Source organism: Pseudomonas sp. GW823-FHT06B06 (assembly GCF_058795195.1).
The window spans coordinates 1-11,597 of the sequence record NZ_JBXAHO010000004.1 but is presented as its reverse complement, the minus strand read 5'-3'; the positions used below and the strand labels follow the sequence as shown (position 1 = coordinate 11,597).

Below are 11,597 nucleotides of genomic sequence, written 5' to 3'. Positions count from 1 at the left end.
TCAAACCCACCCATGTACACCCTGGCCCGTCAGCTGTTGTTCAAACTTTCCCCGGAAACCTCCCACGATCTGTCCCTGGACCTGATCGGCGCGGGCGGGCGTCTGGGGCTCAACGGTTTGCTGTGCAAGGCCCCGGCGAAACTGCCGGTGAATGTCATGGGCCTGGATTTCCCGAACCCGGTAGGCCTGGCCGCCGGCCTGGACAAGAATGGCGCGGCCATCGACGGCTTTGCGCAACTGGGTTTTGGTTTTGTCGAAATCGGCACCATTACCCCGCGTGCGCAACCGGGCAATCCGAAACCCCGGTTGTTCCGGTTGCCGGAGGCCGAGGCGATCATCAACCGCATGGGCTTCAACAACCTTGGCGTCGATCACCTGCTGGCCCGCGTGGCGGCCGCCAAGTACAAGGGCGTACTGGGTATCAATATCGGCAAGAATTTCGACACCCCGGTCGAGCGCGCGGTCGACGACTACCTGATCTGCCTGGACAAGGTCTATGCCCATGCCAGCTACGTGACGGTCAACGTCAGCTCGCCCAACACCCCGGGCCTGCGCAGCCTGCAATTTGGTGACTCGCTCAAGCAGCTGCTGGCAGACCTCGCCACGCGCCGGGCGGAACTGGCGCTGCGTCACGGCCGACACGTTCCACTGGCGATCAAGATCGCACCGGACATGACCGACGAAGAAACTGCGCAGGTCGCACAGGCGTTGATCGAAACCGGGATGGACGCGGTCATCGCCACCAACACCACCTTGAGCCGCGTGGGTGTCGAAGGCATGGAACATGGGGACGAGGCGGGCGGCCTGTCCGGCGCGCCGGTGCGTGACAAGAGCACGCACACCGTGAAGGTGCTGGCCTCGGAGCTGGGCGGTCGCTTGCCGATCATCGCGGCGGGCGGCATCACCGAAGGCAGGCACGCAGCGGAAAAAATCAGCGCGGGTGCGAGCCTGGTGCAGATCTACTCGGGCTTTATCTACAAAGGCCCGGCACTCATCCGCGAGTCGGTAGACGCGATCGCAGCCCTCAGGTAACCCGCCCCCTGTAGGAGCGAGCATGCTCGCGATGGTCGTTAACGATAACGCTGGAAACCTGACACCCCGCGGCGCTCTCAGGTTTATCGCGAGCATGCTCGCTCCTACAGGTATTGGGTTGGCCATGAAACAGGCATAAAAAAGGGCCCCTTCAAAGGAGCCCCTGGGCCGTAGCCCGCCGTCCGGATGGGACGTGCGTGGTTAATTCGCTATATATCAGATTGTATGTCGGAGTGTGTGCCCTGTGTTAGCCGACGGCGTGAAGTTCGTTGAGTCTGTGGATTCCCGCAGTGCCGGTCATACCGTCCCAGTTGTCGCCGCGTCCTTCGCGCCAGCCGTTAATCCAGGCTTGGCGTACCGACGGTAGAGTAAATGGGCAAAGCTCACGGGATTTGCCACCAACGCCATATTGATATCCGCGCAAAAATGCTCTTTCCAACGGATCACGCTTAAGTCTTCTCATAGGGTGTTGCCCTCACTTGTTGACTGTATTTATCGCGTAGACCTCAATCGAGGTCTGGCAGAAAAACTCTGCCGTTGGGGCTCGTTGCCGGCGTGACGAGCCAAGGTGTTGGCGTCATTGCGGCGCCAACCTGTATTGAGTTCTAACCAATGCGTCACATCGAGGGAATGATCGTTTTGTCATAAGGACGTAACCGTTAATGTGCTATGGCACTAAGTAACATGATGTTTGTAGCGTATTTCTTGACCAAACCCCGGTATGATCGGCCCTGCGTTGGATGATCAGGTTAATCCTTTGCTGAGAATGCCTCCCGTTGGCGGGGTGGACTATTCGACGAAGGGTCAACTTATGTCATTTTATTGCATCAACTTTTTTATCTGTCCTTGCATCTAAGCTCATTTAACCCGGGCAGCAAGGGTGGAACGGCACACCTTCGTGCCACGCGGGCGCTCTTCGAGAAAAGCGCCTGATTGAAAACCGGGCCGGCAATGCGTTGCCGCTCCACTCAGCAAAGGCTCCGAATTCTCATGTCCGATCGTTTCGAACTCTTCCTCACTTGCCCTAAAGGCCTTGAAGGCCTGCTCATCGAGGAAGCCGTCGGGCTTGGCCTTGAGGAAGCACGTGAGCACACTTCCGCCGTGCGTGGCATGGCCACCATGGAAACCGCTTATCGCCTGTGCCTGTGGTCGCGCCTGGCCAACCGGGTCCTGCTGGTGCTCAAGCGTTTTCCGATGAAAGACGCCGAAGACCTCTACCACGGTGTGCTGGACATCGAGTGGCAAGACCACATGCTCAATGACGGCACGCTGGCCGTCGAATTCAGCGGCCACGGCTCGGGTATCGACAACACCCACTTCGGTGCCTTGAAGGTCAAGGACGCCATCGTCGACAAACTGCGCACCCCACAGGGCGACCGTCCGTCCATCGACAAGCTCAACCCGGACCTGCGCATCCATCTGCGTCTGGACCGCGGTGAAGCGATCCTCTCCCTCGACCTGTCCGGCCATAGCCTGCACCAGCGTGGCTATCGCCTGCAGCAAGGCGCGGCGCCGCTGAAGGAAAACCTGGCGGCGGCGATCCTGATCCGTTCCGGCTGGCCACGCATCGCCGCTGAAGGCGGAGCCCTGGCTGACCCGATGTGCGGTGTCGGCACCTTCCTGGTCGAAGCGGCGATGATCGCTGCCGACATCGCGCCGAACCTGCGCCGCGAACAATGGGGTTTCACTGCGTGGCTCGGTCACGTACCGGCGCTGTGGAAAAAACTCCATGAAGAAGCTTCCGAGCGTGCAGCTGCCGGCCTGGCCAAGCCACCGTTGTGGATTCGCGGTTACGAAGCCGATCCGCGCCTGATTCAACCGGGGCGCAACAACGTCGAGCGTGCCGGCCTGAGCGAGTGGATCAAGATCTACCAGGGCGAAGTCGCGACCTTCGAGCCGCGTCCGGACCAGAACCAGAAAGGCCTGGTGATCTGCAACCCCCCTTACGGCGAGCGTCTGGGCGACGAGGCGAGCCTGCTCTACCTCTACCAGAACCTTGGCGAACGTCTGCGCCAGGCTTGCCTCAACTGGGAAGCCGCGGTATTCACCGGTGCGCCGGACCTGGGCAAGCGCATGGGCATCCGTAGCCATAAGCAATATTCGTTCTGGAACGGCGCCTTGCCGTGCAAGCTGTTGCTGATCAAGGTGTTGCCGGATCAATTCGTCACCGGCGAGCGTCGTACCCCGGAGCAGCGTCAGGCCGAGCGTGAGCAGGCGGCCTACGATCAGGCGCCGAGCGAGCCGCAAGAGCGCCAGTACAACAAGAACGGCAACCCGATCAAACCTGCGCCAGCCCCGGCACCGGTGATCGAGCAGCCGCGCCTGAGTGAAGGCGGGCAGATGTTTGCCAACCGCCTGCAGAAAAACCTCAAGGCGCTGGGCAAGTGGGTCAAGCGTGAGGGCATCGACTGCTATCGCGTCTACGATGCCGACATGCCGGAATACTCCATGGCCATCGACCTCTACCACGATTGGGTCCACGTCCAGGAATACGCCGCACCGAAATCCATTGATCCGCAAAAGGCCTCGGCGCGCATGTTCGACGCCCTGGCGGCGATCCCGCAGGCCCTGAACATCGACAAGAACCAGGTGGTGGTCAAGCGCCGCGAGCGTCAGAGCGGTACCAAGCAATACGAGCGCCAGGCGGCCCAGGGCAAGTTTATCGAGGTTAATGAAGGCGGCGTGAAACTGCTGGTCAACCTCACCGATTACCTCGACACCGGGCTGTTCCTCGACCACCGGCCGATGCGCATGCGCATTCAGAAAGAGGCTGCCGGCAAGCGCTTCCTCAATCTGTATTGCTACACCGCCACTGCCAGTGTGCACGCGGCCAAGGGCGGCGCGCGCAGCACCACCAGCGTCGACCTGTCGAAAACCTACCTGGACTGGGCGCGTCGCAACCTGTCGCTGAACGGTTTCTCCGACAAGAACCGCCTGGAGCAGAGCGATGTGATGGTCTGGCTGGATGCCTGCCGTGAAGAGTACGACCTGATCTTCATCGATCCGCCGACTTTCTCCAACTCCAAGCGCATGGAAGGCATCTTCGACGTGCAACGTGACCAGGTGCAGCTGATCGACCTGGCCATGGCGCGGCTGGCACCGGGTGGGGTGTTGTACTTCTCCAACAACTTCCGCAAGTTCGAACTCGAGCCTAACCTCAGCGAGCGCTACGCGATCGAAGAGATCACCGCCCAGACCATCGATCCGGATTTTGCCCGTAACGCCAAGATCCATCGCGCGTGGAAGATCACTGCTCGCTGACAGGCGAGCCGGACGCGGGGGGGCATCTGCCACACCGCGTCATCGTTCTTCGCTTTGTAGGAGCCAGCGGTGCGGCGATCCGACTTGCCGGCGAACCAGCCGCCGCGGTGTACCCTGCTACACCGCTGCGTCTGGTTCGCGGGCAAGCCTCGCTCCTACAGGAGGGGAGGCGCACCAGATGTTGTTGGTCCCGCACCACTGGTCAAATTAGTGGCTAATAGCTATAACTCAACTCACGGCCAATGGGCTTTCCCGCACATGGCGTTTTGAGTTGCGTCTATGTCGTTGTACGCCGTGCGCCCCAAGATCCTGGGTTTTATCAGCGAAGATGTCTCGGCCGGGCTGGTCGCGCTCATGGTCTTGCTCGTCGGCGCGATTCTCACGGCACTGCTCGCCTGGTCGACGCTAAACCTGTTTCACAATCAATTGCGTCAACGCTTCCAGTTACTGGCCAGCGAACGCTACAGCCGTATCGAAGAACGTTTCCAGGATCAGGAGCAGCGCCTCGATGGCCTGCGCCGCTTCTTTGCCAACTCCGATACGGTCTCGCACGCGGAATTCAACGGCTACACCCAACCCCTGTTGCACCGGACCCAGGCGTATTCGTTCGCCGAGCGGGTCAGCCGCGACCAGCGGGCGGCCTTTGAGCGCCGGGCGCGCGAGGAGGGCCTGAGCGGGTTCACCCTGCGCGAACTCAATGCCGCCGGCCAACTGCAATTGGCCGGCGAGCGGGATGAGTACGTTGCGGTGCTGTATAGCCAGACGCAAAGCAAGCTCGGTGCGCCGCTGGGTTATGACTTGCTGGCTCAGCCCTTGCGTCGGGCCACCTTGGAGCGGGCCGACCAGCATCAGGGCATGGCCGTGTCGCAACCGATGCACCTGGTCAATATCGAGCCGGCTTATGCGCGAGGCGTACTGTTGGTCGCGCCGGTCATGCCGCACAGCAACAAAGGCGGCGCAACCGGCAAACCGTTCGGGTATGTCATGGCGGTGATCAGCATGCGCCAGTTGCTGGCGGACGGGTTGCCGGAGGCGGGTCGCGATTATCTCTCGGTGCGTATCCTCGACCTGTCCACCGATGAGCAGCACGAGGTGCTGTTTGAATCGCCCAATGCACCAGCGCACAGTGACTTGTCCACGACGCGCTTGTTACGTCTCGCCGATCATGATTATCAGGTCGATATCCGGCCCAGCGAGGCTTTTCTCCAAGCCAACCACTCTTCAGTGACCACGCTGGTCGTGCTCGGTGGCTTGCTCAGTGTGTTGCTCAGCGCCTTGCTGTATGTACTGGTCAGTCAGCGGCAGCGGGCGCTGAAAATGGTCGAGCAAAGGACCGCGGAGCTGCGCGCCCGCGAACAGGAACTGCGCGGCACCCATGGCCAGTTGCGCGGGGTGCTGGATGCCGCGACCCAGGTAGCCATCATCGCCACGGACCTGCGCGGGGTGATCAGCACTTTCAATGCCGGCGCCGAGCAGATGCTCGGTTATACCGCCGCCGACGTGGTCGGGCACATGACCCTGGAAAACCTGCACTTGCCCCGGGAGCTCGCGGCACGCTCGGCGGAATTGAGTGCGCGTTACGGCAAGCCGGTACCGGCCTGTCACGCGATGCTGGTCGAGGGCGGCGAGGAGGGTGGCCATGAGGCGCGGGAGTGGACGTTGGTACGCGGCGATGGCAGCCATCTGATTGTCAACATGCTGGCGACCCCGGTCCTCGACGAGCAGGGGTTGTGGGTCGGGCACCTGGCGATCTGCATCGACATCACTGAACGCAAGCGCGTGCACGAGGCCCTGGCCGCGCGGGACCTGTTGTTGAAGAAGCTCAGTGCCCATGTGCCCGGCGGGATCTACCAGTTCAAGATGGAGTTCGACGGGCGTTTCAGCGTGATCTACGCCAGCGACGGTATTCGCGAGATCTATGAGCTGGAGCCGGACGTGCTGTTGCTCAACGCCGAAGCGATTTTCACGCGGATTCATCCTCAGGACACCACCCGCGTGCGCGCCTCGATCCGCGCCTCGGCCAACAGCCTCAGCCACTGGCGCGAGGAGTACCGCGTGCAATTGCCCCAGCGCGGCCTGCGCTGGGTCCGTGGCGAGGCGACCCCGGAGGAACTGCCCGGCGGCGGCGTGCTCTGGCATGGCTACATTTCCGACATTACCGACACCAAGCGAGTGGAAGAGGAACTGCGGGCGCTGTCGGTCACCGATTCCCTGACCGGTATCCACAATCGTCGCTATTTCCAGGAACGGCTGACCACCGAGATGGCGCGGGTGGAGCGCGGTGGTGGCGAACTGTCGGTGATCATGCTCGACATCGACCACTTCAAGCGTATCAATGACCAGTACGGCCACGCCGTCGGCGATCGGGTGTTGCAGGCGGTGTGCGAGCGCATTGGTCATCGGCTGCGGCGTTCGGATGTGTTCTGCCGCCTGGGTGGCGAGGAGTTCATGGTCCTTTGCCCGGACATCGGTGGCGAGCAGGCCCATCTGTTGTCACTGGAGTTGTGGCAAAGCCTGCGCAGTGCGCCGATCGATGAAGTAGGCGTGGTCACCGCCAGTTTCGGCATTGCCAGCTGGCGACCCGGAGAAGGTGCGGATGCGCTGTTGTTACGGGCGGACTCGGGGGTGTATGTGGCGAAGCAGGAAGGCAGGGATCGGGTGCAGGGGGAGATGAACTGATCCGGAGGTTCTACACCATCACTGTGGGAGCGAGCCTGCTCGCGAAGACGGCAGTACATTCAACATCGATGTGACTGATAAGCCGCTTTCGCGAGCAGGCTCGCTCCCACAGTTGATTGAGGTGGGGTTAGAGCACCGAAGCGGTCTGCGCCAGTTTCGGCTGGCGATACAGGTCCAGCAGCACCTGGTCGAGCACCGACGATGCGCCAAACGGTGCCTTGTCGTTGAGAATCGCTACCACCGCCCAGGTGTTGCCGTTGATGTCGCGGCTGAAGCCGGCGATCGCCCGCACAGTGTTCAAGGTGCCGGTCTTGACGTGGGCTTCACCGCGCATCGCGGTGGTCTTCAGGCGTTTGCGCATGGTGCCGTCGGTACCGGCAATCGGCATTGAGGCGATGTACTCGGCGGCATAAGGGCTGCGCCAGGCGGCCTGCAGCATCGACGCCATTTCCCGGGCACTGACACGTTCGGCACGAGACAGCCCGGAGCCGTTCTCCATCACCAGGTGCGGCGCGGTGATGCCTTTCTTCGCCAGCCACTGGCGCACAACGCGCTGGGCGGCCTTGGCGTCGTCGGCGTCGGCGTCGGTGCGGTACTTCTGGCCCAGGCTCAGGAACAGCTGCTGGGCCATGGTGTTGTTACTGTATTTGTTGATGTCGCGGATGATTTCCGCCAGATCCGGCGAGAAGGCCCGGGCCAGTACCTTGGCGCCCTTGGGCGTTGCCGCCAGCACGTCCTTGCCCTGGATGCTGCCGCCCAGTTCTTTCCAGATCGCGCGCACGGCACCGGCCGTGTAGGTCGCGTGGTCCAGCAATGACAGGTAGGTTTGCGAGCTGCAGCCATCACCCAACTGGCCACCGACGGTCACGGTCACGCTGCCATCGGCCTGGGGCACCGGGTTGTAGCGCACGCCGCCGGTGCATTGCTTGGAATTGATCGCCTTGACCTGGTTTTCGATGCGGATGCTGGCAATCGGTGGTTCCACGGAGACCAGCACCCGGCCGCCATCGTTGCGCGCCACGAAACGCAGGGCCTTGAGGTTGACCAACAACGCATCGGGCTTGACCAGGAACGGCTTGTTCTCGTCGTTGCCGTCGTCGTTGAACTCGGGCAGTTGCGGTTGCACGAAGAAGTTCTTGTCCAGGACCAGGTCGCCGGTCACCTGGGTCACGCCGTTGGCGCGCAGGTCGCGCATCAGCAGCCAGAGTTTTTCCATGTTCAGCTTCGGATCACCGCCACCCTTGAGGTAGAGGTTGCCGTTGAGGATGCCGCCGCTCAGGGTGCCATCGGTATAGAACTCGGTTTTCCACTGGTGATTGGGGCCGAGCATTTCCAGGGCCGCGTAAGTGGTGACCAGCTTCATGGTCGACGCCGGGTTGACCGAGACGTCGGCGTTGAAAATGGTCGGGGTGCCGGGGCCGTTGAGCGGAATCATCACCAGCGACAGGGCGTTGTCCTGCAATTTGCTGGCCTTGAGGGCTTTTTCGACATTGGGCGACAGGCTGGTGTTGATCTGATCAGCGGAAACGGGGAGGGCCAGGGGGAAAAGCAGGCCGGCCAGGAGCAATGGACGCAACGATTTGATCATGTAAATAAAACCCTACAGCCGAGGGGGAAAAAGACGAGGGCATGAAGATAAATTCCCTCAGTAGTCATGAAAGTGTCGGCATTATGCCCCAAGGTGCTACAGCGTGTGCCGTGCGTGGGGCCTCCAATCGGCTATTTTTTACCGACGGTAGGCATCGCGGCCCAGAGAATCGGGCAATTGGCGGCTTAAACTGCTAAAGTGCGGCCCGTTATTACTTAAGAGGATTGTTCCAATGGCGACTAACCGTTCCCAGCGTCTGCGCAAAAAATTGTGCGTCGATGAATTTCAAGAGCTGGGTTTCGAACTGAACCTGGATTTCAAGGAAGATCTGTCCGAAGAAGCCATTGATGCCTTCCTCGAGGCCTTCCTTAAAGAAGCCATGGAAGCCAACGGTCTGGGCTATGTCGGCGGTGATGACTACGGTCTGGTTTGCCTGATCAAGCGTGGCTCGGTCAGCGCTGAACAGCGCGCTGCCGTTGAAGCCTGGCTCAAAGGCCGCACCGAGCTGACCAGTGTTGAAGTCAGCCCGCTGCTGGACGTCTGGTACCCGGAAAAGCCGATCAATCCGGTAGCTTGATGTTCTGAAAAAATCGGCGACCCTTGAGTCGCCGTTTTTTTTGGATCAAAAGATCGCAGCCTCGTTTCACTCGTCAGCTCCTACAGGGCCACGCGTTCAATGTAGGAGCTGCCGAAGGCTGCGATCTTTCAGCTTTTACTCCAATTCAGAATCACCAGCGTCACCACCCCCGCCACAATTCCCCAGAACGCCGAACCGATGGAAAACAGCGTCAGCCCCGATGCCGTGACCATGAAGGTAATCAGCGCCGCTTCACGCTCCTTCGCCTCGCTCATGGCGATGCTCAAGCCATTGATGATCGAACCGAACAACGCCAGTGCGGCAATCGACAGCACCAGCTCCTTGGGCAAAGCGGCAAACAACGCTGCCAGCGTCGCGCCGAACACACCGGCGATGCCATAGAAAATCCCGCACCAGACCGCCGCCGTGTAGCGTTTGTTGCGATCCTCATGGGCATGTGGCCCGGTGCAGATCGCCGCGCTGATGGCAGCCAGGTTGATCCCGTGGGAACCGAATGGCGCCAGCAACAACGAGGCGATGCCGGTGGTGGTGATCAGCGGCGAGGCCGGCACGTTGTAACCGTCGGCGCGCAGTACGGCGATGCCCGGCATGTTTTGCGAAGTCATCGCGACCACGAACAACGGGATGCCGATACTGATGGTCGCGGCCAGGGAGAAATGCGGTGTGGTCCACACAGGCGTGGCCACTTCCAGGTGGAACGCGCTGAAGTCCAGAAGCCCCATGACCCCGGACAACGCCGTGCCGATCAGCAATGCGCCCAATACTGCATAACGCGGCGACAGGCGCTTGACCACCAGGTAGGTAAAGAACATGCCCAGCACCAGCGCGGTGCGATGCTGGGCCGCGACGAAAATCTCGCTGCCGATCTTGAACAGGATCCCCGCCAGCAAAGCCGCCGCCAGGGACGCCGGAATCTTTTTCACCAGGCGCTCGAAACTGCCGGTCAGCCCGCAAATGGTCACCAGCACTGCGCAGGTGATATAGGCACCGATCGCTTCACCGTAGGTCACGCCCCCCAGGCTGGTGATCAGCAGAGCCGCGCCCGGGGTGGACCAGGCAATGGTGATGGGGGTGCGATAGCGCAACGACAGGCCGATCGAGCACACCGCCATGCCGATGGATATCGCCCAGATCCACGAGGAAATCTGCCCGCTGGTCAGCCCGGCTGCTTGCCCGGCCTGGAACATCAGCACCAGTGAACTGGTGTAGCCAGTCATCATGGCGATGAACCCGGCGACGATGGCCGATGGCGATGTGTCGGCCAGGGGGCGCAGTTGCGTGTGCGTGGCGTCTGTCATGACAGCGTTGTTCCTTGTTCAGGCTGCGAATTCTGCTTTAAAGCCTAAACTCAAACGTAATGGATCGTTGCGATACAGCGGAAGTGACAAACAGCCGTACAGTCGTGTTGGCACCAACCATTGTGTACAATCGCAGTGTTTTTTACGCGATACTTGCCAGCGACCCACTGTGCCGTATTACAGTCACCGTCAATTCGCCGCAGTTCTCCCGACTCGAGTGCCCATGAACGAACAGTTGCAACCCCTAAAGAAACAGCCGCGCGCAGGCAAAGCCGGCCGCAGCGGAACCCAGGACGATATTGTCTACGCGCATATCTTCGAGGCTATCCTCGAACAGCGCCTGGCGCCCGGCACCAAGTTGAGCGAAGAAGCGCTGGGGGAAATTTTCGGGGTCAGCCGCACCATCATTCGCCGCGCGCTGTCGCGCCTGGCCCATGAAGGCGTGGTATTGCTGCGTCCCAATCGCGGTGCTGTCGTTGCCAGCCCGAGTGTCGAAGAGGCGCGCCAGGTGTTCATGGCCCGGCGCCTGGTGGAACGTGCGATCACTGAACTGGCGGTTCAACACGCCACCGCCGAGCAAATTGCCGAATTGCGCCAGATGGTCAACGACGAGCGCGACAGTTTCTCCCGTGGCGATCGTGGTGCCGGCATCCGCCTGTCTGGCGAGTTCCACCTGAAGCTGGCCGAAGCGGCAAAAAACGCCCCGCTGATCAGCTTCCAGCGCAGCCTGGTGTCCCAGACTTCGCTGATCATCGCCCAGTACGAAAGCGGCAACCGTTCCCACTGCTCCTACGACGAACACACCCAACTGATCGACGCCATTGAAAAGCGCGACGCTGAACTGGCGGTGAACCTGATGATGCATCACATGGATCACATCGACAGCAAGCTCAATCTCGATGAAGAAAGTGCGTCAGATGATTTGCATGCGGTGTTCTCGCATTTGCTGCAGACCAAGAAGCCTGGGCGTTCGCCAGCGAAAATCTGAGAGAGTCGATGAAAAAATCCCCCGGACCGAAAGGTCGCGGGGGGGTTTTTTTGAGTCTGGATCGTTCCCATGCTCTGCGTCACTAGTGTCCGGTAAACATGTTTCATAGCTGAAGGCTGCCTTGGGCAGCCTTCAGCTTTTCTCGCTCCTGCC

8 protein-coding genes are annotated in these 11,597 nt (G+C 60.9%); 5 read left to right on the top strand and 3 right to left on the bottom strand.

Annotated elements, in window-relative coordinates; all coding sequences use genetic code 11:
• Window positions 1–12: 12 nt before the first annotated feature.
• A complete protein-coding gene (locus tag AC1Q8Q_RS04430; protein ID WP_020795909.1) occupies window positions 13–1,032 on the top strand; it encodes a quinone-dependent dihydroorotate dehydrogenase in 1,020 nt (339 codons plus the stop codon).
• Window positions 1,033–1,279: 247 nt separating this feature from the next.
• Here the strand turns inward: AC1Q8Q_RS04430 and rmf are convergent, their stop codons facing one another.
• Complete coding sequence (gene rmf / locus AC1Q8Q_RS04425; RefSeq protein ID WP_003223300.1) at window positions 1,280–1,495, bottom strand: ribosome modulation factor; 216 nt, start codon at window positions 1,493–1,495, stop codon at window positions 1,280–1,282.
• Between the two features lie 527 nt (window positions 1,496–2,022).
• On the opposite strand from rmf, the gene rlmKL reads away from it, so the two are divergent.
• Together rlmKL and AC1Q8Q_RS04415 are read left to right on the top strand one after the other, a co-directional pair.
• A complete protein-coding gene (gene rlmKL, locus AC1Q8Q_RS04420; protein WP_492614854.1) occupies window positions 2,023–4,293 on the top strand; it encodes a bifunctional 23S rRNA (guanine(2069)-N(7))-methyltransferase RlmK/23S rRNA (guanine(2445)-N(2))-methyltransferase RlmL in 2,271 nt (756 codons plus the stop codon).
• A 279-nt stretch (window positions 4,294–4,572) separates the two neighbouring features.
• On the top strand, window positions 4,573–6,972 hold the full coding sequence (locus AC1Q8Q_RS04415; RefSeq protein ID WP_083349573.1) for a sensor domain-containing diguanylate cyclase: 2,400 nt from the start codon (window positions 4,573–4,575) through the stop codon (window positions 6,970–6,972).
• 127 nt (window positions 6,973–7,099) lie between these two features.
• On the opposite strand, the gene dacB is transcribed toward AC1Q8Q_RS04415, so the two are convergent.
• Window positions 7,100–8,560, bottom strand: a complete 1,461-nt coding sequence (dacB, locus tag AC1Q8Q_RS04410) for a D-alanyl-D-alanine carboxypeptidase/D-alanyl-D-alanine endopeptidase (protein ID WP_020795914.1) — start codon at window positions 8,558–8,560, stop codon at window positions 7,100–7,102.
• A gap of 232 nt (window positions 8,561–8,792) precedes the next feature.
• On the opposite strand from dacB, the gene AC1Q8Q_RS04405 reads away from it, so the two are divergent.
• The gene (locus AC1Q8Q_RS04405) at window positions 8,793–9,137 is read left to right on the top strand and encodes a YggL family protein (protein WP_008056407.1); all 345 of its coding nucleotides are present in this window, start codon (window positions 8,793–8,795) and stop codon (window positions 9,135–9,137) included.
• A gap of 128 nt (window positions 9,138–9,265) precedes the next feature.
• On the opposite strand, the gene AC1Q8Q_RS04400 is transcribed toward AC1Q8Q_RS04405, so the two are convergent.
• Window positions 9,266–10,456, bottom strand: a complete 1,191-nt coding sequence (locus tag AC1Q8Q_RS04400) for a benzoate/H(+) symporter BenE family transporter (RefSeq protein WP_033045248.1) — start codon at window positions 10,454–10,456, stop codon at window positions 9,266–9,268.
• Between the two features lie 223 nt (window positions 10,457–10,679).
• Here AC1Q8Q_RS04400 and AC1Q8Q_RS04395 point away from each other — a divergent pair, with 223 nt between their 5' ends.
• Complete coding sequence (locus AC1Q8Q_RS04395; RefSeq protein ID WP_007971481.1) at window positions 10,680–11,444, top strand: GntR family transcriptional regulator; 765 nt, start codon at window positions 10,680–10,682, stop codon at window positions 11,442–11,444.
• Window positions 11,445–11,597: the final 153 nt, after the last annotated feature.

What these genes read in the sequence shown, in the direction of transcription:
- AC1Q8Q_RS04430 (WP_020795909.1), top strand. Translation starts at nt 13, where the DNA reads ATGTACACCCTGGCCCGTCAGCTGTTGTTCAAACTTTCCCCGGAAACC.
- rmf (WP_003223300.1), bottom strand. Translation starts at nt 1,495, where the DNA reads ATGAGAAGACTTAAGCGTGATCCGTTGGAAAGAGCATTTTTGCGCGGA.
- rlmKL (WP_492614854.1), top strand. Translation starts at nt 2,023, where the DNA reads ATGTCCGATCGTTTCGAACTCTTCCTCACTTGCCCTAAAGGCCTTGAA.
- AC1Q8Q_RS04415 (WP_083349573.1), top strand. Translation starts at nt 4,573, where the DNA reads ATGTCGTTGTACGCCGTGCGCCCCAAGATCCTGGGTTTTATCAGCGAA.
- dacB (WP_020795914.1), bottom strand. Translation starts at nt 8,560, where the DNA reads ATGATCAAATCGTTGCGTCCATTGCTCCTGGCCGGCCTGCTTTTCCCC.
- AC1Q8Q_RS04405 (WP_008056407.1), top strand. Translation starts at nt 8,793, where the DNA reads ATGGCGACTAACCGTTCCCAGCGTCTGCGCAAAAAATTGTGCGTCGAT.
- AC1Q8Q_RS04400 (WP_033045248.1), bottom strand. Translation starts at nt 10,456, where the DNA reads ATGACAGACGCCACGCACACGCAACTGCGCCCCCTGGCCGACACATCG.
- AC1Q8Q_RS04395 (WP_007971481.1), top strand. Translation starts at nt 10,680, where the DNA reads ATGAACGAACAGTTGCAACCCCTAAAGAAACAGCCGCGCGCAGGCAAA.